The sequence below is a fragment of the Streptomyces sp. NPDC001380 genome, assembly GCF_042895785.1.
In the GTDB taxonomy this organism is placed as follows: Bacteria; Actinomycetota; Actinomycetes; order Streptomycetales; family Streptomycetaceae; genus Peterkaempfera.
On sequence record NZ_JBIAWP010000010.1, the window covers coordinates 36,175 to 59,142 of the forward strand.

Sequence of the window (22,968 nt, forward strand, 5' to 3'; positions counted from 1 at the left end):
GCGGCGGCGGTCAGATGCCGCCGGCCACCCGGAGGATTGCGCCGGTGGCGTAGGACGCGTCGTCGGAGAGCAGCCAGGAGACCGCCCCGGCGATCTCCTCGGCCTGCCCCGGGCGGCCCAGCGGGATGGTGCCGGCGAGCTTGGCGGGCCGCTCGGGGTCCTGGTGGAACCCGGTCCGGATGATGCCGGGTGCCACGCAGTTGACCCGGATGCCGTCGGCGGCGACCTCCTTGGCGAGGCCGACGGTCATGGCGTCCACGGCGGCCTTGGTGGCGGCGTAGTGCACGTACTGGCCGGGGCTGCCGAGGGTGGCGGCGGCGGAGGAGACGTTGACGACGGCGCCGCCGCCGGTCCGCGCCATGTCGCGGACGGCGCGGCGCGCGCAGAGCAGGTAGCCGGTCACGTTGACGTCCACCGCCCGCCGCATCCCCTCCGCGTCCGCGTCGGCGAGGCGGCCGTTGGGACCGCTGACGCCGGCGTTGTTGACCAGGCCGGTGACGGGGCCGAGCTCCGCCGCGGCGGTGGCGAAGAGGCGGTCCACGGCGGCCTCGTCGGCGGTGTCCACGGCCACGGTCACGCAGCGCCGGCCGGCGGCGCGGACGGCCTCGGCCGCGGCCTCGGCGGCGGCCGCGTCGGCGCGGTAGCCGACGGCGACGTCGTGCCCGTCGGCGGCCAGCCGCACGCAGACCGCCGCGCCGATGCCGCGGCTGCCTCCCGTGACGACCGTGACACGCTGCCGCTGCTGCTCCATGGGTGCCTCCTGTCAGGGGCGGGTCGTCCGTAGCCTGCCACGCGGCGGCGCGGGAGGGGCGTGCGGCCGCCGCACGGCGGGCGCCGGCGGTCCCCCGTCGTCACGGACGGGACCCCGGCACGTGCGGACCCGTCACGGGCGGACCCGTCACGGCCGCATCCCTCACGGGCGGATCCGTCACGGGCGGACCTGGACGACGGCGTGGCGGCCGCTCGTGCGCCACCGGGGGTCGGCGGCCTCCAGGCGGTGGGCGACGGCGGGGTCGAGGCCCGCCGCCACGTCGGACTTCAGGGTGCGCAGGGCCGCCACCGGCGCCGGGAAGTGGGCGGTGAGGCCGGCGAACGGGGCCGTGGCCGGCCAGTGGCGGTCGCCCACCAGGCGCCGGTAGTTGAGGTCGCCCTTGACCACCGCCACCACCGCCTCGGCGAGCTCGGCCCGCAGGTCGTCCGGCATGGCCTCGAAGGGCAGCGGCGCGCAGAGGAAGGGGTGGGTGCGGATCTCCAGCCGGCCCCCGGTCAGCGCCTGCCGCAGGCGGCGGCCGACCGCCCCGGCGGCGCCGGGCGCGGCGAGCAGCCGGCCGGCGGCGGCGAGCACGTCGGCCGTGGTGGCGTCGGAGACGAAGGTGGGCTGCGGCTTGACGTACAGGCGGGCCGAGGCGGCGCGGCCGGTGTGCAGCAGGTGGTCGAGGAGGACCAGGTCGGGCAGCAGCTCCCGGCCCGCGTTGTCGGCGAGCAGGGCGACCGTGCCGGGGGGACCGGCGGCGAGGAGCGCCCGGAACCGGGGGCCGTCGTCGTGGACGAGGCCCCCGTCGTCCTCCGCCGTGCCCTCCCTGCCGGGGGTGAGGCGGAAGGAGAGGTCGGCGCGGTTGCCCCACAGGGCGGAGCGCAGCAGGGCGTCGTCGCGCCGCTCCTCGTCGAGGCGGGCGAGTCCGTCCAGGGCCGCCAGCTCCCCGTCCACCGCCGCGCTGCCCAGCTCGGCGGCCTTGACCGGCCCGAACGGGTCGACGCCCTGCCACGGCCCCGGCCCGAACCAGCCGACCGCGGCGAGCAGCCGCCGGTAGAAGTAGCCCTCCGCCCAGAGGAACGGCAGGTCCGTCCAGCGCTCGCCGAGGCGGCCGGGCAGTCCCCAGGCGTCCCATGCCGCGGCGTCGGGCGCCCCGTCCTCCAGGGGGCCGACCACCCCGTCGGTGCTCTCCTCCAGCAGCCGCTGGACGGCGGTCCGCTGCGCGGGCCCGTACGGGAGGCCGTCCAGGACCTGCCGCAGCAGCACGGGGTGGCGCTCGTGGAAGACCCGCCACGGGAACGAACCCGGGCCGCCGACCGTGATCACCGGCGGCCGGGCCGTCTGCGCTGGGGGCATGGGTGCGACTCCTCGGGGTGGACTGCGTGCGGCCGCCGTCTGCATGGTGCCACGGGCCCTGCCGGGCCGGTGCCGGGGCGCGTCCCGGCACGGGCCCGGCAGGCCGCACCGCCGCACCGCCGCACCGCCGCACCGCCGCACCGCCGCACCGGCCGCGTCCGTCCGGCCGGCGGCCCGGCCCGGCGGTTCAGCCCAGGGGGTCGGCCAGGCGGCGGCCCTCGGCGAGCAGCGCGTCGACCGCCTGCAGGGCGCGGCGCAGCCGGGCGTCCCGGTCGCCGCGCACCTCCAGCCACGGCGTGCCGGACGCGGCCAGGACCTCCCGGAACCGCCCGGTCATCCAGGGGCGCAGGTGCTCCCCGTCGCGCAGCCCGTCGTCGTGGAACGGCACGCCGGCGTCGTCGGTGAGCAGGTACAGGGAGCGCGGCGGCATCCGGTCGGCGGCGGCGCGGACGGCGGGCGTGGACCGCCCGCGGTAGCGCTCCTGCCAGACGGTGGTGGCGAGCGCGTCGGTGTCGCAGACCAGCACCGGCCCGCCGGCCCGGGCGGCGGCCTCCTCGTCGGCGCACTGACGGCGGGCGACGGACTCGAAGTCGGCGTCGTCCCAGTCCAGGTCGGAGACGGCCGGTTCGGGCGCCCCGGCGAGGGCGGCCCGGGCGCGGGCGACGGCGAGCTTGGCGACGGTGACTTCGCGCCCGTACTCGGGGACCCAGCGGGTGAGGGCGTGCGGCCCGCCCCGGGAGCGCAGCGCCGCGGCCAGGTCGCGGGAGAGCGTGGTGGTGCCGGTGGACTCGGCCCCGACCACGGCCACCCGCAGCGCGAACCAGGCCCGGACCGGCGGCTCCAGCGCGTCCCAGAAGGCGGCCGGGTCGGCGCGGACCGCGGTGCCGGAGACGGTGAAGGTGGCCCGTCCCGGGTCGAGCCGCACGTCGGCGGCGCCGAACCGGCGGGCGAGCTCGGCGCCGTAGGGCTCGGAGGTGAAGACGGCGTCCACGGGCCGGGCGCGGTGCGGCCCGGCGGCGACGGCTTTGCTCATCAGGGCGGTGTGCCCGTCCCAGGCCGCGCCGCTGCCGTAGTCCACCGCGAGGTTGTCGGTGACGCCGGTGACGGCGACGTGGGGGCGGCCGGCGTACGCCTCGCGCAGCCAGGCGACCCGGTCGGCGAGCGGCACCGACTCCGCGTCGGCGGCCATGGCGACGACGGTGACCCGGCGGCAGGTGTCGGCGGCGGTGCGGATGAGGAAGTGGTGCCCGGCGTGCGGCGGGTAGAACTTGCCGATGACCAGGCCGTGGTCGAAGTCCCGCCCGGGTCCGGTGCCGGTCCCGGCCGCGGGGACGGGAGCCGCGGCGGGGGCGGGGACGGGGGTGCCGCTCATGCGCGCACCGCCGTGGGGGCGGCCGCGGCCCGGTCCGGCTGCCGCCGCCACGCGCGCAGGCCGGCCGCGCACATGCCGAGGAAGACGACGTACACGGCCGAGGTGAGGACGAGGTCCTTGGCGAGGTAGAGCGGGATGTAGACCAGGTCGGCGGCGATCCAGAACCACCAGTTCTCGTACGCCTTGGTGTTGAGCAGCCACTGCGCGGCGAGGGAGAGGGCGGTGGTGAGCGCGTCCCAGAAGGGGGCGGTGTCGTGGGCGCGGGCGAGCACCGCGGTCAGCGCCCAGGTGGCGGGGACGAGGAGCAGCAGCAGGACGGCCAGGGTCCGCGGCGTGGCCCGCCCCATCGGGCGGGCGGTGCGGTGCTCGCCGCCGCGCAGCCAGGTCCACCAGCCGGCGGCGGCCAGCAGCAGGTAGACGACCTGGAGCAGGGCGTCCGCGTACAGGCGGGCGCTCCAGAACAGGACGAGGAAGAAGAGGTTGTTGGCGATGCCGACGGGGAAGTTCGCGACCTTCGCCCTGACGGTGAGCCAGACGCAGGCGGCGCCGGTGCCGAAGCCGAGCAGCTCGGCCCAGGTGACGGCGTCCGCGCCGGCGTGGAACAGCACGGCGTTGAGGGGTGCGACGAGGTCGGCCAGCGCGTCGCTGACGGCCATGGCGGGCTCCTTGCTCGATAAACGTCAGTTTGACGATAACTGGTCGGCCGACCCCTGCCAAGACCCGCGTGTCAGCCCCGGGCGCCGGGCGGACGCGGCGGGACCGGCCTAGGGTGGCGGGCATGAGCGGACACTTCGACGTCGTCGTCCTCGGTGCCGGTCCCGGCGGGTACACCGCCGCCGTGCGCTGCGCCCAACTCGGCCTCAGCGCCGCCGTCGTGGAGGAGCGCTACTGGGGCGGGGTCTGCCTCAACGTGGGCTGCATCCCCTCCAAGGCGCTGCTCCGCAACGCGGAGCTCGCCCGCATCGTCACCCACGAGGCCGGGACCTTCGGCATGCGGGTCGAGGGCCGGGTCACCTTCGACTACGGCGAGGCGTACGCGCGCAGCCGCCGGGTGGCCGACGGCCGCGTCAAGGGCGTGCACTACCTGATGAAGAAGAACGGCATCCGGGAGTACCACGGCACCGGCCGCTTCACCGACGACCGCACGCTCACCGTGACCGGCGCCGACGGCTCCACCGAGACCGTCACCTTCGGCCACTGCATCCTCGCCACCGGCGCCTCCACCCGGCTGCTGCCGGGCACCTCGCTCAGCGAGCGGGTCGTGACCTACGAGGAGCAGATCCTCAGCGACCGGCTGCCCGGGTCGATCGTGATCGCCGGGGCGGGCGCGATCGGCGTCGAGTTCGCCTACGTGCTCCACAACTACGGCGTGCGGGTGACCCTGGTGGAGTTCCTGGACCGCCTGCTGCCGCTGGAGGACGAGGAGGTCTCCGCCGAGCTGGCCCGCCGCTTCCGCAAGCTCGGCGTGGACGTCCTCACCTCCACCCGGGTCGAGTCCGTCGACGACTCCGGCGGGACGGTGAAGGTGCACGTCTCGACCGGCGGGCAGCGGCAGACCCTGGAGGCCGACAAGGTCATGCAGGCCATCGGCTTCCAGCCGCGGGTCACCGGCTACGGGCTGGAGAACACCGGGGTGCGGCTGACGGAGCGCGGCGCGGTGGAGGTCGACGGCCGCGGGCGCACCGGCGTGCCGCACATCTTCGCCATCGGCGACGTCACGGCGAAGCTCATGCTGGCGCACGCCGCCGAGGCCATGGGGATCGTCGCCGCCGAGACCATCGCGGGGGCGGAGACGATGGAGCTCGACTTCGTGATGATCCCGCGGGCGACCTACTGCCAGCCGCAGGTCGCCAGCTTCGGCTGGACGGAGGCGCAGGCCCGGGAGAAGGGCTTCGACGTCCGGGTCCAGAAGTTCCCCTTCACGGCGAACGGCAAGGCGCACGGCCTCGGCGACCCGTCCGGCTTCGTCAAGGTCCTGAGCGACGGGCGGCACGGGGAGCTGCTCGGCGCGCACCTCATCGGGCCCGAGGTGACGGAGCTGCTGCCCGAGCTCACCCTGGCCCAGCAGTGGGACCTCACCGTCCACGAGGTCGCCCGCAACGTGCACGCCCACCCGACGCTCGGCGAGGCGGTCAAGGAGGCCGTCCACGGGCTCGCCGGACACATGATCAACATGTAGCGGGCCGGTCGGCGGCCGTGTGGGATGCCCCACAGGGCGCCCTTCCGGGGCGTCCTGTCCGCCTATGTTGGGCTTTGGGCGTTCAGCCCGGAATGCGCGTCCGCGCGTTCGCACGTCCGACGGAAGGCGGTCCCGCCCATGGGTGAGCATGTCCACGTACGCGTCAACCGCGGCCTCTCCGTGACCGAGGACGGGCAACTGGTCGAGCTGTCCCGGTGCCCCTGCGGCGAGTCGTGGACCAGGTCCTACCGGCCCGACGAGGGCGCCCCCGAGCGCTGAGCCGCAGGTCCGGCGCGGCCGGCCCGGACCCCCGTCCGGCCGGAGCGGCCGTGCGGGCCCGGCCCGCCGCCTCAGGACCAGTCCACCACCAGCCGGCCGTCCTCGACGGCCACGGCGGTCCCGAACTCCGAGCACGCCCGCGCGAACCGGTCGTGCACCCACTCCCACGCCTCGCCCCGGGCGGCCTCCGTGCGGCCGGTCCCCAGCACCAGCGGCAGCGCCTCCAGCCGCACCGGGCGCGCCCGGACCCCGGGCGCCCGGCCCGGCGCGGCGGTGCCGGCCGGTGCGCCCCCGGCCAGCGTGACCAGGAACAGCAGCCCCAGGTCGTTGCGGAGCACGGGGTGGACGGCGTAGTCGTCGGCGAAGTCGCCCATGTCGTGCAGCACGCCGTGCGCCACCCCGTGGAAGACGTGCGCCGAGTGGCCCGCGACCAGGGCGGCGCCCGCGTCCAGCAGCCCGCAGGCGGCCCGCCGCACGTACCGGGGCGGGCGGGCGGTCATGTTGGGCCCCCAGTGCGGCGTCACCAGCACCGCGTCGGCCGCCGCCGCGGCGCGCCCCACCTCGGCCTCCAGCCACTCGGGCACCCCGGACCGCAGGTCGGCGAGGGCGGTGCCCGGCCGGTCCGGCGCGGCGGCGAAGTCCGGCGGGTGGTCCGCGACCCCGACCACCGCCAGCCGCACCCCGGCCGCCTCCAGCACCTCGAACCGGCGCGCAGCCTCCAGGCCGGCGCCCGCGCCCACCGTGCGGATCCCGGCGGCGGCCAGGTGCGCGAGGGTGTCGGCGAGGGCGGCGAAGCCGTAGTCCAGCGCGTGGTTGTTGGCCAGGGTCACACAGTCCACGCCCAGCTCCGCCAGGATCCCGGCCGCGGCCGGAGGGGCGCGGAAGAAGAACAGCTTGCCCGGCTCCGGCCACGGCTCTCCCCGGTCCGAGACGCAGCACTCCAGGTTGAGCACGAACAGGTCCGCCGACGCGGCGGCGGCCCGCACCTCCGGCCCGAACAGCTCCCGGGCCCGGTCGCCCGCCCCGATGCGGGCGGCGACGCCCCGCCCCAGCATGGTGTCCCCTGCCAGTGCCACGGTGACGGCCATCACCGGTCACCCCGTCCCGTTCCCGCCGCTCGCCCCACCTCCCAGCATGCGGCCCGCGGCGCCCGCCGTCACGCGGCGGCCCGCCGCCGCGCCGCCCCCTCGCCGCCGGCCGGCGCCGCGGGCGGCCGGGGCGCCCCGGGGATACGTTGTCCGGGAACGGCCGTCCAGGAGGCGAGGTGGCGGGGCGCATGGTCCGCAGGCGTGTGGTCGTGACCGGCCTGGTGCAGGGCGTCTTCTTCCGGGACACCTGCCGCAGGACGGCCGTCGGGCACGGCGTGGCCGGGTGGGTGCGCAACCGCGCCGACGGGGGCGTGGAAGCGGTCTTCGAGGGGCCCGCCGAGCGCGTGGAGCAGCTGCTCGCCTGGGTGCGCCACGGGCCGCCCGCCGCCCGGGTGGACCGGGTCGAGGTGGCGGAGGAGGAGCCGGCCGGAGCCGTCGGCTTCGCCGTGCTGCCCACCCGCTGAAACCTGCGCCCGGGCCGCCGTGCGCCGGTGCGCCCGCCCGCGGGTGGTGCGCGCGCCGGGACCGGCGCACCCTGGAAGGGTCAGTGCTCGGAGGTGATTGCCGTGCAGACGCGGACGCAGACCAGGGACCCGGCGCAGACGATCGTCGGGTGGCACGTCGAGATGGAGTTCCGCGAGGAGGGCGCCCGGACCCGGGCCGCGGCCCTGCTCCGGTTGCAGGACGGGTCGGAGCTGAGGGCCCACGGGCACGCGACCCGGCACCCCGACGACCCGGAGCAGCAGCGGGTCGGCGAGGAGGTGGCCGCGGCCCGTGCGCTGGGCGACCTGTCCCGGCAGCTGCTGGCCAAGGCGGGAGGCGAGATCGAGGAGACCACCCACATGCGGGCCCATCTGGCCATGTGAGGCCGGGCCCGGTCGGGCGCCGGGGCGCGGTGCGCGGTTCCCGCCCGGGCTGCGCCCGTCGCCGGGGCCGTGACGCGGGGTGCGTGCGGGCCGTGCCGTGCGGCGTGCGCGAGCCGGGAGGCGCCGTCCGGGGTGCCGGTACGGGTGCCGGCGCACGACGGCCCGCTCCGGACGGCCGGTACGGCGATGTGATCGGGGTCACGCGGAAAAGTCGTCAGGGGCATGTAACCCGGCACCCGCCGGGCTGCGTAGAGGGGGCAAGTCACCAGCCCACGCCCCTGGAGCCGAGCCCCCATGCGCGCTGCAACCCGCACCCCGAAGCACCTCGCCGTCCTCGCGATCGCCGGTGCCGCGGCCCTGAGCCTCTCCGCCTGCAAGTCCGGCACGCCCGCCGCCGCCGGCCTGCCGACCCCGGCGGGTGCGGCCGCCGCCCTGCCCTCGCCCTCGGTGAGCGTCCCCGCCGGCCTGCCCTCCCTCCCGGCCGGGCGCGGCGTGAAGCTCCCCTCGGGCGCGGCCTCGCTGCCGGCCTCCGTCGACGCCGGCAAGGCCGTCGGCACGGTGGGCGGCGTCGCCGGCTCCGCCGCGGGCAGCGTCAAGGGCGCCGCCGGCCGTGCGGTCGGCAGCGCGGTCGGCAGCGCGGTCGGCACCGCCGGCGGCGCCGTCGGCTCGGTCTGCGCCCTGAAGGACCTCAAGGGCTCCGTCGTGGCGCCCGCCGCCACCTCCGGCATCGACGTGGGCAATCTGCCCGCCGACGTCGTCACCACCGTCGTGAAGCTGGTCAACACCACCACCTCGTCCTGCGTGCTCGACGGCTGGACCGGCATCACCCCCCTCTCCGTGGGCGGCCCGCTGGAGGGCGTGAAGCAGACCCGTGTCGGCACCGCCCCCGGCCAGGTCACCGTCGCCGCCGGCGGCAGCGTCTACGTCGGCGTCCGGTTCGTGACCGGCACCGCCTGCCCCGCGCTGGACGGCCTCGACCTCGGCATCCCCGGCCAGAGCGGTCTGCTCCGCCTCCCGGTGCACACCTCCACCGGTGCCGACAGGCCGCTCAACGTCTGCCCGGGCATCCTCCGCACCGGCCCGGTCTCGACCGACGCCCAGAAGGCGCTGAAGGTGCTGAAGGCCGCCGGCTGACGCCGGCGCACCCGAACTCCTCCCGGCGGACGCCTCCCGGCCGGGAGTGAGCACCCTCCCCCGGTCCGGCCGCGGCGCCATCCCCTCGATGCCGCGGCCGGGCCGGGGGAGGGCCCCGCCCGATCCGGCCCCGCCGCTCCCCCTGCCGCGGGACCGGGCCGGGCGGGGCACGGGCCGCGGGGGAGGACCGGGACCGGAGCCGGCGGGGACAGGGCCGCCGGCCCGGCCCCCGGACCGCCCCCGCGGCACACGCACCGGGCCGCCGCCGGCCGGGTCCCCCGCCCGTCCGGGGCGGGGCGCGGACCGGCCGGCGGCGTGCCGGGCGGGGGGACGTACCGGGCAGGGACAGGAAGACGTGGCGGATAGAGTGCGGCACCGGTGCCGCCCCTCGCGGGGCGGCGGCCGCCCCGTGCGCCGGACCCCGGGCGCGCCGGGGCACGGCGGCGCGCGCGTCGTCCGGAGGAGGCCGCACCGGCCGGAGCAAGGAGCGGGGACGCTTGGCGCCTGACGAGTTCGACGCCTTCTACAGCAGGAGCTGGCCACGCCTCGTCGGCCAGCTCTACGCCATGACCGGGAACCTGGCCGACGCGCAGGACGTCGTCCAGGAGGCCTTCGTGCGCGCCTGGGACCGGCGCGAGGAGCTCTCCTCCGCCCACGCGCCCGAGGCCTGGGTCCGCACCGTCGCCTGGCGGCTCGCCGTCAGCCGGTGGCGCCGGGCCCGCAGCACCCTCATGGCCTGGTTCCGCCACGGCGCCCCCGGCGACGTCCGCGAACCCGGACCGGAGCACGCCGCCCTGGTGGCGGCGCTGCGGAGGATACCCGAGGAGCAGCGACGAGCGGTGGTGCTCCATTACCTGTGCGACCTGCCGGTCGCCGAGGTCGCCGCGGAGACCGGTTCGCCGGTCGGCACCGTGAAGGTCCGGCTCTCCCGGGCCCGCGCGACCCTCGCCCGACACCTGTCCGACGACCTCCTGGGAATCTCCGCGCGATGAACGGTTGGGATCAGCAGTTCCGGGACGCCCTGCAGGGCCTCGCCGAGTCGGCGGAGCGCGACGCCGCGCCGCCGCTGCACCCCGCACGGCTGCGCCGCCGCACCGAGCAGTGGCGCCGCAGGCGGATCGTCCTCGTGCCGTCGGCGGCCCTCGCGGGCCTGCTGGCGGGCGGCACCGCGTACGGCCTCGCCGGGGGGTTCCGCGATACGCAGGCGCCTCCCGCCCCCGGGCCCGTCCGCCCGGCGGCCACCGCACCGGCGGTGCCCGCACCCGCGGACACCGGCCCCGGCGCCCCGGCGCCCGGCCGGACGTCCGGGCCCGCCGCCACCGGGTCCGCCTCCGCCGGCCCGTCCCGCGACACGGGCGTGCCCGCCCCGACGGCCGGGTCCCCGACGGCCGGAGGGCCGGCCGGCACCGCGACGGCGCTGCCGCTGCCGCCGCCCACGGCGCAGGCCTCCTGTGCGGCGGCGGGCGCCCGCACGGTGCTGATGCGGGTCCGGGGGATCACCCTGCGCCAGGACCCGCTGCGCGGGCTCGCCGCGGCGGTCGAGGCGGTCCCGCTCTCCTGTGCGGCCGACCCGTCCGCTCCCGGCGGCACCACCCTGGCGCCGTCCGGCGCGGTCCGCCGGATCCCTGTCGCGCCCACGGCAGCGGTCACCACCACCGCCCCGCTCAGCACCGGCAGCCGGCCGGCCGTCGCCTCGCTCGCCGAGCTGGCCGCCGGACTGGCCCGCCACCCCGGCCTGCTCTTCGCGGTCCGGCAGGACGCCGGGGGCCGCGTGGTGCGGATGGACCAGGTGTACGAGCCCTGAGGCGCACGGACCGCGCGCCCCGGACCCCGGGCGTGCGGGGTCCGGGGCGCGGGGGCCCACAGCAGGACCGCCCGGGCGGGGCCGCAGCCGCCCGGGCGGTCCGCCCGGCCTGCGGCCGGGCCGCCCCGGGGGACCGACCGGCACGGCCGCCGGTCCGGGGGCGACGACGCCGGCCGCGCACCCCCGTCGGGGGACGGTGTGTGCGCGGCCGGTGCGACGGGCCGGGCGCCCCGCGGGGCGCCCGGCCCGTCGTCTCACTCGACGACGAGCTCCACGGGGATGTTGCCGCGGGTCGCGTTGGAGTAGGGGCACACCTCGTGCGCCTTCTTGACCAGCAGTTCGCCGGTCTCGCCGTGCAGCTCCTCCGGCAGCTCCACCCGGAGGACGACGGCCAGGCCGAAGCCCTCGCCGACCTTGCCGATGGAGACCTCGGCGGTCACGGAGGCGTCCTTGGTGTCGACCTTGGCCTGCCGGCCGACCAGGCCGAGGGCGCTGGCGAAGCAGGCGGCGTAGCCGGCGGCGAAGAGCTGCTCGGGGTTGGTGCCCTGTCCGTTGCCGCCGAGCGCCGGGGGCATGGAGAGGGGCAGGTCCAGCTGGCCGTCCGAACTGACGGCCCGGCCCTCGCGGCCGTTGGCGGTGGCGACAGCGGTGTACAGCGCGTCCATCGTGCGCGTCCTTCCCGTCCGGGATCCCGTGTGTCCGGGATCCCGCATCTCTGTGGTCCTGCATGTCCGGTGTTCCTGCGTGCGGACATAACTGAAGCACGCAATTGAGTTGTGCGCAACTCTATGGCGCGCTTCAGGCCGCTACCCTGGAGGCATGAGGACCAAGCACGAGGAAGCCCTGCGGCTCGACAACCAGGTCTGCTTCGCCCTGAATGCCGCCGACCGCGCCTTCGGCGCCGTCTACCGCGTCCTGCTCAGGGACCTCGGCCTCACCTATCCCCAGTACCTGGTGATGATGGTGCTCTGGGAGCACGGCGGGACCACCGTCAAGGGTCTCGGCGAGGCCCTCCGGCTGGACTCGGGAACCCTCTCGCCGCTGCTCAAGCGGCTGGAGGCGGCCGGCCTCGTGGAGCGCCGCCGCAGCCCGGAGGACGAGCGGTCCGTCACGGTCACCCCCACCGCGGCGGGGGACGCCCTGCGCGACCGGGCCTGCGAGGTGCCGCTGCGGATCGCCTCCGCCACCGGGATGGGCCTGGAGGAGATCGCCGACCTGCGGACGCGCCTCGACGCGCTCACCCGCGGGCTGGACGCCGCCGCGCTGGCCGTCGGGGCGGAGGCCGGGCCGAGGACCGGGAAGGCGGCCCGGGCGGGGACAGCGGCCGGTGCCGGGACCGCGGCCCGGACGGACAGGGCGGCCCGGATGGACGGGGCGGCCCGGACGGCCGCCCCCGACGAGGCCGCCGCGCCGCCCGGGGAGGGCTGACACCGCCCGAGGGGGCCGACGCCGCGCCCGGCCGGGGCCGGACGCGGCGTGGGGGGACGTGCCCCGGTGCCGTCAGAGCAGTTCGAGGACGGTGGCGTTGGCCATCCCGCCGCCCTCGCACATGGTCTGCAGGCCGTAGCGGACGCCGTTGTCCCGCATGTGGTGCACCAGCGTCGTCATCAGCCGGGCGCCGGAGCCGCCCAGCGGGTGCCCCAGGGCGATCGCGCCGCCGTGCGCGTTGAGCAGCGCCGGGTCCGCCCCGGTCTCCTTCAGCCACGCGAGCGCCACCGAGGCGAACGCCTCGTTGACCTCGAACGCCCCGATGTCGCCCAGCGACAGCCCCGCCCGCTTGAGGACCTTCGCGGTCGCCGGGATGGGCCCCTTGAGCATCGTCACCGGGTCGGTGCCGACCACCGTCGCCGTGTGCACCCGCGCGATCGGCCGCCAGCCCTGGCGGGCCGCGATCTCACCCGTGGTGACCAGCAGCGCGGCCGCGCCGTCGGAGATCTGCGAGGCGTTCCCGGCCGAGACCACCCCGTCCGCGCGGAACGGGGTCCTCAACCCGGCCAGCTGCTCCGGGGTGGAGCCGCGCCGCACGCCCTCGTCGGTGGTGAAGAGGCGCTCCTCGCCGTCCGGGCCGGCGACCGGCACGGGCGCGGTCTGGTCCCGGAAGAACCCCTCGTCGATCGCACGGGCGGCCCGGGCGTGCGACTCCAGGGCGTACGCGTCCAGCTCGGCGCGGCCCAGTCCGTACTCCTCGGCGATCATCTCGGCGCCGACGCCCTGGTTGAACTCGACGCCGCCGTACCTGGCCCGTGCCAGCGGCCCGTACGGCTCCCCGACGGCGCCGCCGCCCCAGGAGGAGCCCATCGGCACCCGGGTCATCGACTCCACGCCGCCGGCGACCGCGATGTCGTACTGGCCGGAGACCACCCCGGCCGCTGCTTGGTGCACCGCCTGCTGCGAGGAGCCGCACTGCCGGTCCACGGTGACGCCCGGCACCTCCTCCGGCCAGCCGGCGGCGAGCACCGCGTACCGGCCGATGCAGGCCGTCTGCTCGCCGACCTGGGAGACGCAGCCCCAGACCACGTCGTCGACCAGTGCCGGGTCGAGCCCGGTGCGGGCGGCGAGGGCGTTCAGCACGTGGGCCGAGAGGTCGGCGGGGTGGATCCCGGCCAGGGCGCCGCCGCGCCGGCCGACCGGGGTGCGCACGGCGTCGACGATCACTGCGTCGCGCATGAGGGGTCCTCCTCGTGGGTTCCCCGCGGCCTACAGGCCGAGGGACTTGGCGATGACGGTCTTCATGACCTCGCTGGTGCCGCCGTAGATGCGGGTCACCCGGGCGTCCGTGTAGAGCCGCGCGATGGGGTACTCCAGGATGTAGCCGTACCCGCCGTGCAGCTGCAGGCACTTGTCGACCACCCGCGCGGACACCTCGGTGCAGAACAGCTTCAGCTTGGCGGCGTCGGCCGGGGTCAGCTCGCCGGTCTCGTGCAGCTCCAGGGCGCGGTCGACCATCGACTGGGCGGCCTCGACCTCGGCGGCGCACTCGGCCAGCACGAACTTGGTGTTCTGGAACTCGGCCACCGTGCGGCCGAAGACCTGCCGTTCCTTGACGTACTGCACGGCGAAGCCGACCGCGGCCTGCGCCGAGGCGTAGCCGCCCACCGCGATGGCCAGCCGCTCCTGGACCAGGTTGCGGGTGAGGTAGGAGAAGGCGCGGCCCTCCTCGCCCAGCAGGTTCTCCACCGGGACGCGGACGTCGGTGAAGGACAGCTCCGCGGTGTCGGAGGTCCGCAGGCCGATCTTCTCCAGCTTGCGGCCCACCGCGTAGCCGGGGGACCTCGTGTCCACACAGAGGATCGACAGGCCGCCGCGCCGGTCCTCGGGGCCGGCGGGGGAGGTGCGGCAGACCACCAGCATCAGGTCGGCCTGCACGCCGCCGGTGATGAAGGTCTTGGCGCCGTTGAGGACGTAGTGGGTGCCGTCGGCGGAGAGCTCGGCGCGGGTGGTGATGCCCGCGAGGTCCGAGCCGGTCCCGGGCTCGGTCATGGCGATGGCGGTCATGACCTCGCCGGAGACGAAGCCGGGCAGCCAGCGCTTCTTCTGGTCCTCGCTGCCGTACTCCAGGATGTAGGGCAGCACCAGGCCGGTGTGGACGCCCGCGCTGCCGAGGCTCACCCCGGCGCGCATCGTCTCCTCGGTGACCACGGCCTGGTACTTGAAGCCGCCCATGCCCGCGCCGCCGTACTCCTCCGGCACCTCGATGCCGAAGACGCCGAGCTCGCCCAGCCTGCGGTAGAAGTCGCGCGGCGCGTGGCCGGCCTTCTCCCACTCCGGGTAGACCGGCACGACCTCCTTGGCGATGAACTCGCGGACGGTCGCCCGGAAAGCCTCGTGGTCCTCGCTGAAAACGGTGCGGCGCACGACGTGGTCCCTTCTGGTGGTCGAACGCTTGTTAAGCTAACCATCGGTCCGGGGGCTGTCCAGAGCCCTTCCTGCCCTCTCCTCGCCTAGAATGCTGAACGTTCGATCAGCTGTCGACCTCGGGGACGGGAAGCGCCCATGGACCTCGACACCCTGCGGCCCGCGGGCCACCGGGCCCTGCTGGAGGCCGCCCGCCAGGAGTTCGCCGAGCGCGGGTACGGCTCCACCTCCATCCGCGACATCGCCCAGCGCGCCGGGGTCAGCCTCTCCGCGCTGTACCACTACTACGGCGGCAAGCAGGAACTGCTCCACGCGCTGCTCGACGAGGGCATGGACCGCTACCGCCGCGCCTGCGACACGGCCCTCGCCGGGGCGGGCGACGACCCGGCCGAGCGGCTGGAGGCCCTGGTCGAGGCCACCGTCCGCTTCCGGGCCGGTCAGCGCGACCGCAGCGCCGTCGAGCTGACCGAGGACCGCAGCCTCAACGACGAGCAGCGGGCGCACTTCCACCGCAGGCGGGCCGAGGCCACCCGGATGTTCCAGGACGTGGTCGAGGACGGCCGGGCCCGCGCGCTCTTCCTCACCCCGTACCCCGACGACGCCCGCCGGGCGGTCATCGCCATGTGCAACGCCGTCGCCCAGTGGTACCGGCCCGACGGCGAGCTGACCGTCGACGACCTCGTCGAGCGGTACGTCTCCCTCGCCCTCACCCTGGTCGAGTACCGTCCGCGCCGCGCCCGGCGGTCCGGACCGCCTGATCGGCTCGCCTGACCGGCCGCGCCGCCTGTCCGCCGACCCGCCTGTCCGCGTGCGCCGCCTGCCTGCGCCGCCCGACCGCCCCCGCCGCGACCCCGGCCGGAGCGGCGGACGTCCCGCGGTGCATGGACCGTCCGGTGCCGGTGTCGAGGCCGTCCGGTGCCGGGGCCGTGCGGTGCCGTGCGGCGGCCCCCGCGCGGGTAGGCTCGGCCCGTGGCTGAGGCAGCGGGCAGCGGACAGGGCTTCGAGTACGGCATGGACGGTCCCAAGACCATCCTGGCCGGGGTGGACGGTTCCGACTCCTCCTGGCGCGCCGCCGCCTACGCCGCGGGCCTGGCCCGCCGACAGGGGGCGCTGCTGGCCCTGGTCTACGTCCAGCCGGTGGCGTCCGCGGTGGCCGCGGGCGTGGGCGGCCCGCTCCTGGAGGCCGGCCGGCAGGTCGCCGACGACCTGCTGCAGTACATCCGGCAGGCGGTGGCGCGCTTCGGCGACCCCGACCACTTCCGCTGGGAGTTCCACACCTTCCCGGGCGACCCCTACACCGGCATCGTGGCGACGGCCGACCGGCTGAAGGCGGACGCCGTGGTCGTCGGCGCCTCCGAGCGGGCCGGGCACCGCATCGTCGGCTCGGTGGCGGTGCGACTGGTCAAGGCCGGGCGCTGGCCGGTCACCGTCGTCCCCTGAGCCGCCCCCGCCGCCGGGCTTGCGCCGCCCGGCGGAGAAGCCCCGTCCGTCCCTACGGGGTCCGGGGCAGCGGCAGGTAGGCTCACACCGATCACCATTGCCGCACGAGGAGCTCGCGACCCATGAGCCTGCGCCTGAGCACCATCAGCCGCGAGGAGCACCTGGCCTACATCCAGAGCCTGCCCTCCGCCAGCCACATGCAGGTGCCCGCGTGGGGCGGCGTGAAGGCCGAGTGGCGTCCGGAGTCCATCGGCTGGTTCGACGAGCAGAACCGCCTCGTCGGCGTCGGCCTGGTGCTGTACCGGCAGCTGCCGAAGCTCAAGCGCTTCCTGGCCTACCTGCCCGAGGGCCCGGTGATCAACTGGTTCGACCCGGATCTGGAGCGCTGGCTGCAGCCGATGCTGGCGCACCTGAAGGCGCAGGGGGCCTTCTCGGTCAAGATGGGACCCCCGGTGGTCATCCGCCGCTGGAACGCCGAGACCATCAAGCAGGCCATCGCGGGCAAGACCGCCAAGCGGCTGCGCGACGTCGAGGCCAGCGCGTACGAGCCGCGCGCCTTCGAGGTCGTCGACCGGCTGCGCCGCATGGGCTGGCTGCAGAACGACGACGAGGACGGCGGCGGCTTCTCCGCCGGCCAGCCCCGCTACGTCTTCCAGGTCCCGATGGCCGGCCGCAGCATGGACGACGTGCTCAAGGGCATGAACCAGCAGTGGCGCCGCAACATCAAGAAGAGCGAGAAGGCCGGCGTCCAGGTCCACCTGGGCCGCTTCGAGGACCTGCCGCTCTTCCACGAGCTCTACCGGGAGACCGGTGAGCGGGACCACTTCATCCCGCGCCCGCTGTCGTACTTCCAGGGCATGTGGAAGGCCATGAACAGCGAGACCCCCGACAGCATGCGGCTCTACCTCGCCTCGCACGAGGGGGAGGTGCTGGCGGCCACCACCATGCTGCGCACCGGCAGCCACGTCTGGTACTCCTACGGCGCCTCGACCAGCCGCAAGCGCGAGGTCCAGCCGAGCAACGCCGTCCAGTGGCAGATGATGCGCGACGCGCACGCCATGGGCGCCCACGTCTACGACCTGCGGGGCATCAGCGACACCCTGGACGAGGACGACCACCTCTTCGGCCTGATCCGCTTCAAGGTGGGTACGGGCGGCCAGGCGGCGGAGTACCTCGGCGAGTGGGACTTCCCGCTGAGCAAGGTCTTGCAGAAGGCCTTCGACATGTATATGACGAGTCGAGCAGTCGCCCGCTGACGGCCGGCGGTCCCGCACCCCGTCTCCCCGCACCCCGTCTCCACCGCAGGAAGGCACACCAGGATGGCGCTCTCGCTCTACGTGGAAACCGCCCGCTGGCGCGCCCACCAGCAGTCCGTGCTGCAGGCGTTCCCCGGCCTCGTGCCGGTGGCCAAGGGCAACGGCTACGGCTTCGGCAACCGCCGGCTGGCCGAGGAGGCCACCCTGCTCGGCGCACCGATGCTGGCGGTCGGCACCGCCTACGAGGCGGCCGAGGCCGTGGAGTACTTCGGCGGCGACGTCCTGGTGCTCACGCCCTACCGGATCGGTGAGGACCCGGTGCCGCTGCCCGGCCGCGTGGTGCGGACCGTCGGCAGCGTCGCCGGGGTGCGGGCGCTGGTCGGCCGCCGGGCCGTGGTGGAGTGCATGACCAGCATGCGCCGCCACGGCATCGGCGAGGACGACGTGGCCAAGCTGGCCACCGCCCTGGACGACGTGCGGCTGGAGGGCTTCGCCCTCCACCTGCCGCTGGACCGTCCCGACGACTACGACCCCGTGCAGGAGTGCTCGGACTGGGTCACGCGGCTCTCCGCCGCCGGACTGCCGATCCCCGCCGTGTACGTCAGCCACCTGTCCGCCGACGAGATCGGCCGGCTGCGCGGACTCCACCCGGGCCTGGACTTCCGTCCCCGTATCGGCACCCGGCTCTGGCTGGGCGACCACGACGCGCTGGACTGCCGCGGCACCGTGCTGGACGTCACCCCGCTGGCCAAGGGCGACCGCTACGGCTACCGCCAGCTCAAGGCGCCGGTCGACGGCCACCTGGTGGTCGTGGCGGGCGGCACCGCCCACGGCGTGGGCCTGGAGGCGCCGAAGTACATGCAGGGCGTCACCCCGCGGGCCAAGAACCTCGCCCGCGCGGGACTCGCCACCGTGAACCGCACCCCGTCGCCCTTCACCTGGGCCGGCCGCAAGGCGGCCTTCGCCGAGCCGCCGCACATGCAGGTCAGCCTCCTCTTCGTGCCCGGCGAGACCGCCCCGCCGACCGTCGGCGAGGAGCTGCGGGCCACCCTGCGCCACACCACGACGCACTTCGACCGCATCGTCGACCGCTGACACCCCGGCCACCGGCCCCCCGTCCGCCGGGAACCAGGCGTACGGTGGGCCGGCCGCCGGTTCCCACGCCGCCGGTTCCCCGGCTGCAGGCATGCCGACCGCCGACGGCGGGCAGCCGCTCGGACCGCCACGCAGACCGGACCGCCGCTGCGGCGGTCCGCAGGAGGAGAGGTGGGGGAGCCCATGCCCGGACTGGTCCTGGGGCCGCTGCTGCGGTACGTCGACCGCGACTCGGCCACCGTGTGGGTGGAGACCGCGGGGCCCTGCGAGGTCGCCGTCCGTACGGACGGGGCGGCCGGGCCCGGGGAGGGCCCCGGGGCCGGGAGAGCGGCGGGACCGGAGGGGACGGCGGGACCGGAGGAGGCGGCCGGGCAGCGGGCGCGGATCGGCGGCGCGGCCGCCGGAGCCGTGACCGCGACCGCCCGCACCTGGGAGGTCGCCGGCCACCACTACGCCCTCGCCGTGCTCCGGGGCCTGCGCCCCGGCACCACCAGCACCTACCGGGTCGAGCTGGACGGCGTGCAGGTCTGGCCGCCGGAGGACTCCGCCCTGCCGCCCAGCCGGATCCGGACCCTGCCGTCCGAGGGCGCCGACCGCCCGCTCCGCCTCTCCTTCGGCTCCTGCCGCTGGGCCTCCCCGCCGAGCACGGACGGCTCCCGGCTCGACCCCGACGCCCTGGACACCCTGGCGCAGCGCCTCGCCGCCCGTCCGGACACCGCGGACTGGCCCGACGGCCTGCTGCTCCTCGGCGACCAGGTGTACGCCGACGAGACCTCCGAGCCCACCCAGGCGTGGCTGGCGGGCCGCCGCGACCTGGCGAAGCCCCCGCACGGCCAGGTGGCGGACTTCGAGGAGTACACCCACCTCTACTACGAGAGCTGGCTCGACCCGGACATCCGGTGGCTGCTCTCCACCGTCCCCAGCTGCATGATCTTCGATGACCACGACATCGTCGACGACTGGAACACCTCCGCCTCCTGGCGCCGCGACATGGCCGCCACCGACTGGTGGGCGGAGCGGGTGACCAGCGGCCTGGCCTCGTACTGGATCTACCAGCACCTGGGCAACCTCGCCCCGGACGACCTGGAGGCGGACGAGCTGTACGCCGCCGTCCGCTCCCACACGGGCGACTGCGCGGAGCTGGTGCGCGCCCACGCCCGCCGGGCGGACGGCGAGGCCGACCTGCCCGACGAGGAGGGGGCCAAGGGCCGGGTGCGGTGGAGCTACCGGCGGGACTTCGGACGCACCCGGCTGCTGATGATCGACTCCAGGGCGGGCCGGGTGCTCACCGAGGGCGACCGCGGCATGGTCGGCCGGGAGGAGCTGGACTGGATCGCCGAGCAGGCCGCCGACGGGGAGTGCGACCACCTGCTGGTCGGCGCCTCCCTGCCCTGGCTGCTGCCGCCCGCGGTCCACGACGTCGAGTCGTGGAACGAGGCCCTGTGCGCGGGCGTCCGCGGACCGTGGTGGGCGGCCCGGTCCGAGACCCTGCGGCGCGCGGGGGACCTGGAGCACTGGGCGGCGTTCCGCCGCTCCTTCGACGCCCTCGCCGGCCTGCTCCTCGAACGGGCCGACGCCGCCGACGGGCCGGCGAGTGTCTGCGTGCTCTCCGGGGACGTGCACCACGCCTACCTCGCCGAGGCGTTCCCCCGGAGCGGCCCGGCGCCCCGGGCCCGGATCCTGCAGCTCACCTGCTCGCCGGTGCACAACAGCGTCCCGACCCCGATCCGGCTGGCCTTCCGCTTCGGCTGGAGCCGCACCGCCCGCCGCATCGGCGCGCTGCTGGCCCGGCACGGCCGGCTCGCCCCCACCCCGGTCCGCTGGGACCGCCTGGCCGGGCCCTACTTCGGCAACCAGGTGATGACCCTGTCCCTGCGGGGCCGCAGCGGAAGGCTGCTCCTGGAACGGGCCCGGCGGGGAGAGGGCGGCGAGCCCCGCCTGGAGCGGGTGACGGCCGCCGACATCGGGGAGCCGATCGGCGGTCGGGAGCCGGACGGCGGCCGGTAGCCGGTCGGTTGCGGGGGCCGGGCCGGCCCCGGGGAACCCGGGGACGGCGCCCGGAGTTGCGCAGAGACCGGCCCCCGCACCCCGCCGACGGGCCCCGACCCCGCAGGGGGAGACGTGCTGCTCGCCGAGGCCCGCGCCCAGGTCGTCCGCCATGCCCGGCGGCTGCGGCCCGACGGCCTGGTCGTCGGCACGGCCGGGAACCTCTCGGTCCGCGAGGGCGGACTGCTGGCGGTCACCCCCAGCGGCGTGGACTACGACGACCTGACCCCCGGACTTGTCGGCGTCCACCGGCTCGACGGGAGCCCCGTGGAGGCACCGCTGCCGCCCAGCAGTGAGCTCCCCTTCCACCTGGCCGCCTACGACGCCACCGGCGCCGGGGCGGTCGTCCACACCCACTCGCCGGCGGCCACCGCCGCCGCCTGCCTCGACGGGCTCTCGCAGCTGCCGCCGGTGCACTACTACACCGCGATGTTCGGCGGCCCGCTGCAGATCGCCCCCTATGCGGTCTACGGCAGCCCCGAACTCGCCGCCGGGGTGGCCGCGGCGCTGGCAGGCGGGCGCCGCGGCTGCCTGCTGGCCAACCACGGCGCCGTGACCGCGGCGGCCGGCCTCCCCGAGGCGTACGGGCTCGCGCTCCAGCTGGAGTGGCTCTGCGACGTGTACCTGCGCACCCGCGCCGCGGGCCTGCCCCGCACCCTGGACGCCGGGCAGTTGGAGGAGGCGGCCGCGAAGCTGGCGGACTACGGCCGCGACCCGTCCGGAAGCTGACGTGCGGTGAGGGCGCCGGGGGTAGGCGCCCCGCGCGGGACGGATCCGGTCGACCGATCGTGAGCGGAAGGTGACTCCGCGTCCACCTTTCCGAGGGAAACCGGCAGCATACTGCATCTCCCCGGGGAATCGGGAACGTTGGGAATGATGTCCGGATTCTGCTCGTTGAATCGTTACGTCGACGCGGGGCCGGGACCGGTCCGCGCCGTCACAGGAAGGCAAGCAGGCACCGGAAGCAAGGGAGTACGCATGGCCACCCGTGCCGTCGTTCGCGACAAGGCCGACCGGGCGCGCACCGCCCGCCCGGCCAACAGTGAGGCCGACCGCGATCTCGTCGGCATGTACCTCGACGAGATCGCCCGGACCCCTCTGCTCGACGCCGCCCAGGAGGTCGAGCTGTCCCTGCGCATCGAGGCCGGCGTCTACGCCGAGCACCTGCTCGACGCGGGCGTCCTGCCGGAGGGCGTCGAGGAGGACGAACTGCGGGCGATAGCCGAGGACGGCGACCGCGCCAAGGACGTCTTCATCCGCTCCAACCTGCGCCTGGTCGTCGCGGTCGCCCGACGCTACCCCCGCAGCGGCCTGCCCCTGCTGGACCTCATCCAGGAGGGCAACGCCGGCCTGGTCAGGGCGGTCGAGAAGTTCGACTACGCCAAGGGCTACAAGTTCTCCACCTACGCGACGTGGTGGATCCGCCAGGCCATCACCCGCTCCATCGCCGACCAGTCCCGCACCATCCGGCTGCCCGTCCACCTGGTGGAGGAGCTCGGCCGGATCCGCCGGGTCCAGCGGGAGAAGTCCAAGGAGCTGGGCCGCGAGGCGGAGCCCGCCGAGGTGGCCGCCGAGCTGGGCTCCACCGAGGAGCGCGTCAAGGACGTGCTGGACTGGGCCCGCGACCCGGTCAGCCTCAACATGGCGGTCGACGACGAGGGCGAGACGCAGTTCGGCGACCTCGTCGAGGACACGGCCGCCGTCTCCCCGGAGGACGCCGTCCTGGTGATGCTGCGCCGGGAGGAGCTGGACGACCTCATCGGCCGCCTCGACGACCGCACCGCGTCCATCATCCGCTCCCGCTACGGCATGGAGGACGGCCGTGAACGCACCCTCACCGAGGTGGGCAAGCAGCACGGCCTCACCCGCGAGCGCATCCGGCAGATCGAGAAGCACGCCCTCGCCGAGCTCAAGCGGATGGCCCACCACTCGGGCTTCGAGGCAGCCTGACCGCCCTGCGGAGAGCCCCGGTGCGCGCCCCGCGCACCGGGGCTCCGCGCTGTCCGGGGCGAGGGGGCGCCTAGGCTGGGGAGCGGAGGGGCCGGGGTGCCCGCGGCGGGCGGCGGCGGGGCGGCCCGCACCGGCGGCCCGGCCCGTACGGGCGGCGACGGCGGTGGTGGGGACGGCACGGACAGCATGGACGACACGAACGACACGAACGGGACCGGCAGCATGAGCGACGACCGCGGCGGGGACGGACAGCAGGGGCAGGAGGAGGCACGGGCGCGCCGGGAGGACCGGTCGCGGCCCCGTCCCCCGGCCGGCCTGGTCTTCGACGACCCGCTGGACCGGCAGACCTCCGACGACACGGACGCCGGTTGGGGCGAGTCGGCCCCGCGCGCCTCCGGCGGCCGCGACCTGGAGTGGTACCTGAGCCAGAAGCCTCCGCACCACGGCGGCTGACCCCGCCCCCGGGGTCCGGAGGGCCCGGACCGCACGACCGG

Annotated in this window: 23 protein-coding genes and 1 pseudogene; 16 read left to right on the forward strand and 8 right to left on the reverse strand. The window is 76.1% G+C overall.

Features of this window, described 5'->3' with window-relative positions; genetic code table 11:
- Nucleotides 1-10 precede the first annotated feature (10 nt).
- The 4 genes from ACFY07_RS14505 to pnuC form a co-directional block, all read right to left on the reverse strand.
- A complete protein-coding gene (locus ACFY07_RS14505; protein WP_390868958.1) occupies nt 11-751 on the reverse strand; it encodes an SDR family NAD(P)-dependent oxidoreductase in 741 nt (246 codons plus the stop codon).
- A 177-nt stretch (nt 752-928) separates the two neighbouring features.
- Nucleotides 929-2,110: a damage-control phosphatase ARMT1 family protein gene (locus ACFY07_RS14510; RefSeq protein ID WP_390868959.1), complete on the reverse strand. Its 1,182-nt coding sequence runs from the start codon at nt 2,108-2,110 to the stop codon at nt 929-931.
- Between the two features lie 187 nt (nt 2,111-2,297).
- Nucleotides 2,298-3,482, reverse strand: coding sequence for an AAA family ATPase (locus ACFY07_RS14515; RefSeq protein ID WP_390868960.1), 1,185 nt, complete (start codon nt 3,480-3,482; stop codon nt 2,298-2,300).
- Entirely contained in the window at nt 3,479-4,138 is a 660-nt protein-coding gene (pnuC, locus tag ACFY07_RS14520) for a nicotinamide riboside transporter PnuC (RefSeq protein WP_390868961.1), read from the reverse strand. The genes ACFY07_RS14515 and pnuC overlap by 4 nt, the downstream gene beginning before the upstream one ends.
- A 122-nt stretch (nt 4,139-4,260) precedes the next feature.
- On the opposite strand from pnuC, the gene lpdA reads away from it, so the two are divergent.
- Both lpdA and ACFY07_RS14530 read left to right on the forward strand, forming a co-directional pair.
- Complete coding sequence (gene lpdA / locus ACFY07_RS14525; RefSeq protein ID WP_390868962.1) at nt 4,261-5,661, forward strand: dihydrolipoyl dehydrogenase; 1,401 nt, start codon at nt 4,261-4,263, stop codon at nt 5,659-5,661.
- 138 nt (nt 5,662-5,799) lie between these two features.
- Nucleotides 5,800-5,940, forward strand: a complete 141-nt coding sequence (locus ACFY07_RS14530) for a hypothetical protein (RefSeq protein ID WP_230653163.1) — start codon at nt 5,800-5,802, stop codon at nt 5,938-5,940.
- Between the two features lie 71 nt (nt 5,941-6,011).
- On the opposite strand, the gene ACFY07_RS14535 is transcribed toward ACFY07_RS14530, so the two are convergent.
- Nucleotides 6,012-7,028 carry a CapA family protein gene (locus ACFY07_RS14535; protein WP_390868963.1) on the reverse strand — a complete coding sequence of 339 codons (1,017 nt, stop codon included), beginning with the start codon at nt 7,026-7,028 and terminating at the stop codon, nt 6,012-6,014.
- Nucleotides 7,029-7,216: 188 nt separating this feature from the next.
- Here ACFY07_RS14535 and ACFY07_RS14540 point away from each other — a divergent pair, with 188 nt between their 5' ends.
- The 5 genes from ACFY07_RS14540 to ACFY07_RS14560 all read left to right on the forward strand — a co-directional run bounded on the left by ACFY07_RS14540 (nt 7,217) and on the right by ACFY07_RS14560 (nt 10,832).
- Entirely contained in the window at nt 7,217-7,492 is a 276-nt protein-coding gene (locus tag ACFY07_RS14540) for an acylphosphatase (protein WP_390868964.1), read from the forward strand.
- Nucleotides 7,493-7,594: 102 nt separating this feature from the next.
- Nucleotides 7,595-7,894, forward strand: coding sequence for a DUF1876 domain-containing protein (locus ACFY07_RS14545; protein WP_390868965.1), 300 nt, complete (start codon nt 7,595-7,597; stop codon nt 7,892-7,894).
- Nucleotides 7,895-8,188: 294 nt separating this feature from the next.
- The gene (locus tag ACFY07_RS14550) at nt 8,189-9,028 is read left to right on the forward strand and encodes a DUF4232 domain-containing protein (RefSeq protein WP_390868966.1); all 840 of its coding nucleotides are present in this window, start codon (nt 8,189-8,191) and stop codon (nt 9,026-9,028) included.
- Nucleotides 9,029-9,525: 497 nt separating this feature from the next.
- Nucleotides 9,526-10,020, forward strand: coding sequence for a SigE family RNA polymerase sigma factor (locus ACFY07_RS14555; RefSeq protein WP_230653155.1), 495 nt, complete (start codon nt 9,526-9,528; stop codon nt 10,018-10,020).
- The gene (locus ACFY07_RS14560) at nt 10,017-10,832 is read left to right on the forward strand and encodes a hypothetical protein (protein ID WP_390868968.1); all 816 of its coding nucleotides are present in this window, start codon (nt 10,017-10,019) and stop codon (nt 10,830-10,832) included. The genes ACFY07_RS14555 and ACFY07_RS14560 overlap by 4 nt, the downstream gene beginning before the upstream one ends.
- Nucleotides 10,833-11,086: 254 nt before the next feature.
- Here ACFY07_RS14560 and ACFY07_RS14565 read toward each other — a convergent pair whose 3' ends face one another.
- Nucleotides 11,087-11,497: an organic hydroperoxide resistance protein gene (locus tag ACFY07_RS14565; protein WP_390868969.1), complete on the reverse strand. Its 411-nt coding sequence runs from the start codon at nt 11,495-11,497 to the stop codon at nt 11,087-11,089.
- Nucleotides 11,498-11,651: 154 nt separating this feature from the next.
- Here ACFY07_RS14565 and ACFY07_RS14570 point away from each other — a divergent pair.
- Nucleotides 11,652-12,107, forward strand: a pseudogene (locus ACFY07_RS14570) (MarR family winged helix-turn-helix transcriptional regulator); the annotation flags it as partial.
- Between the two features lie 225 nt (nt 12,108-12,332).
- On the opposite strand, the gene ACFY07_RS14575 reads toward ACFY07_RS14570, so the two are convergent.
- On the reverse strand, nt 12,333-13,499 hold the full coding sequence (locus ACFY07_RS14575) for a thiolase family protein (RefSeq protein ID WP_390868970.1): 1,167 nt from the start codon (nt 13,497-13,499) through the stop codon (nt 12,333-12,335).
- 30 nt (nt 13,500-13,529) lie between these two features.
- Nucleotides 13,530-14,687, reverse strand: coding sequence for an acyl-CoA dehydrogenase family protein (locus ACFY07_RS14580; RefSeq protein WP_390868971.1), 1,158 nt, complete (start codon nt 14,685-14,687; stop codon nt 13,530-13,532).
- A 138-nt stretch (nt 14,688-14,825) separates the two neighbouring features.
- On the opposite strand from ACFY07_RS14580, the gene ACFY07_RS14585 reads away from it, so the two are divergent.
- From ACFY07_RS14585 to ACFY07_RS14620, 8 genes are all read left to right on the forward strand, one after another.
- Entirely contained in the window at nt 14,826-15,458 is a 633-nt protein-coding gene (locus ACFY07_RS14585) for a TetR family transcriptional regulator (RefSeq protein WP_390868972.1), read from the forward strand.
- 240 nt (nt 15,459-15,698) lie between these two features.
- Nucleotides 15,699-16,127 carry a universal stress protein gene (locus ACFY07_RS14590; RefSeq protein WP_230653282.1) on the forward strand — a complete coding sequence of 143 codons (429 nt, stop codon included), beginning with the start codon at nt 15,699-15,701 and terminating at the stop codon, nt 16,125-16,127.
- A gap of 122 nt (nt 16,128-16,249) precedes the next feature.
- Nucleotides 16,250-17,383 carry a peptidoglycan bridge formation glycyltransferase FemA/FemB family protein gene (locus ACFY07_RS14595; RefSeq protein WP_230653143.1) on the forward strand — a complete coding sequence of 378 codons (1,134 nt, stop codon included), beginning with the start codon at nt 16,250-16,252 and terminating at the stop codon, nt 17,381-17,383.
- 63 nt (nt 17,384-17,446) lie between these two features.
- Nucleotides 17,447-18,478 (forward strand): alanine racemase, encoded by a 1,032-nt coding sequence (locus ACFY07_RS14600; RefSeq protein WP_230653141.1) that lies wholly within the window; start codon nt 17,447-17,449, stop codon nt 18,476-18,478.
- Between the two features lie 183 nt (nt 18,479-18,661).
- Nucleotides 18,662-20,485, forward strand: coding sequence for an alkaline phosphatase D family protein (locus tag ACFY07_RS14605; protein ID WP_390868973.1), 1,824 nt, complete (start codon nt 18,662-18,664; stop codon nt 20,483-20,485).
- A gap of 114 nt (nt 20,486-20,599) precedes the next feature.
- Nucleotides 20,600-21,253: a class II aldolase/adducin family protein gene (locus tag ACFY07_RS14610; protein WP_390868974.1), complete on the forward strand. Its 654-nt coding sequence runs from the start codon at nt 20,600-20,602 to the stop codon at nt 21,251-21,253.
- Nucleotides 21,254-21,502: 249 nt separating this feature from the next.
- Nucleotides 21,503-22,474, forward strand: a complete 972-nt coding sequence (locus tag ACFY07_RS14615) for a sigma-70 family RNA polymerase sigma factor (RefSeq protein WP_390868975.1) — start codon at nt 21,503-21,505, stop codon at nt 22,472-22,474.
- A 186-nt stretch (nt 22,475-22,660) separates the two neighbouring features.
- Nucleotides 22,661-22,927, forward strand: coding sequence for a hypothetical protein (locus tag ACFY07_RS14620; RefSeq protein WP_390868976.1), 267 nt, complete (start codon nt 22,661-22,663; stop codon nt 22,925-22,927).
- The last annotated feature ends 41 nt before the right edge of the window (nt 22,928-22,968 follow it).

Bases quoted from the DNA above. Each gene is read 5' to 3' on its own strand.
- ACFY07_RS14605 (WP_390868973.1), top strand. From the start codon at position 18,662: ATGCCCGGACTGGTCCTGGGGCCGCTGCTGCGGTACGTCGACCGCGAC.
- ACFY07_RS14535 (WP_390868963.1), bottom strand. From the start codon at position 7,028: ATGGCCGTCACCGTGGCACTGGCAGGGGACACCATGCTGGGGCGGGGC.
- ACFY07_RS14530 (WP_230653163.1), top strand. From the start codon at position 5,800: ATGGGTGAGCATGTCCACGTACGCGTCAACCGCGGCCTCTCCGTGACC.
- pnuC (WP_390868961.1), bottom strand. From the start codon at position 4,138: ATGGCCGTCAGCGACGCGCTGGCCGACCTCGTCGCACCCCTCAACGCC.
- ACFY07_RS14620 (WP_390868976.1), top strand. From the start codon at position 22,661: ATGGACGACACGAACGACACGAACGGGACCGGCAGCATGAGCGACGAC.
- ACFY07_RS14550 (WP_390868966.1), top strand. From the start codon at position 8,189: ATGCGCGCTGCAACCCGCACCCCGAAGCACCTCGCCGTCCTCGCGATC.
- ACFY07_RS14575 (WP_390868970.1), bottom strand. From the start codon at position 13,499: ATGCGCGACGCAGTGATCGTCGACGCCGTGCGCACCCCGGTCGGCCGG.
- ACFY07_RS14615 (WP_390868975.1), top strand. From the start codon at position 21,503: ATGGCCACCCGTGCCGTCGTTCGCGACAAGGCCGACCGGGCGCGCACC.
- ACFY07_RS14600 (WP_230653141.1), top strand. From the start codon at position 17,447: ATGGCGCTCTCGCTCTACGTGGAAACCGCCCGCTGGCGCGCCCACCAG.
- ACFY07_RS14510 (WP_390868959.1), bottom strand. From the start codon at position 2,110: ATGCCCCCAGCGCAGACGGCCCGGCCGCCGGTGATCACGGTCGGCGGC.
- lpdA (WP_390868962.1), top strand. From the start codon at position 4,261: ATGAGCGGACACTTCGACGTCGTCGTCCTCGGTGCCGGTCCCGGCGGG.
- ACFY07_RS14515 (WP_390868960.1), bottom strand. From the start codon at position 3,482: ATGAGCGGCACCCCCGTCCCCGCCCCCGCCGCGGCTCCCGTCCCCGCG.
- ACFY07_RS14540 (WP_390868964.1), top strand. From the start codon at position 7,217: ATGGTCCGCAGGCGTGTGGTCGTGACCGGCCTGGTGCAGGGCGTCTTC.
- ACFY07_RS14560 (WP_390868968.1), top strand. From the start codon at position 10,017: ATGAACGGTTGGGATCAGCAGTTCCGGGACGCCCTGCAGGGCCTCGCC.
- ACFY07_RS14585 (WP_390868972.1), top strand. From the start codon at position 14,826: ATGGACCTCGACACCCTGCGGCCCGCGGGCCACCGGGCCCTGCTGGAG.
- ACFY07_RS14595 (WP_230653143.1), top strand. From the start codon at position 16,250: ATGAGCCTGCGCCTGAGCACCATCAGCCGCGAGGAGCACCTGGCCTAC.
- ACFY07_RS14565 (WP_390868969.1), bottom strand. From the start codon at position 11,497: ATGGACGCGCTGTACACCGCTGTCGCCACCGCCAACGGCCGCGAGGGC.
- ACFY07_RS14505 (WP_390868958.1), bottom strand. From the start codon at position 751: ATGGAGCAGCAGCGGCAGCGTGTCACGGTCGTCACGGGAGGCAGCCGC.
- ACFY07_RS14590 (WP_230653282.1), top strand. From the start codon at position 15,699: ATGGACGGTCCCAAGACCATCCTGGCCGGGGTGGACGGTTCCGACTCC.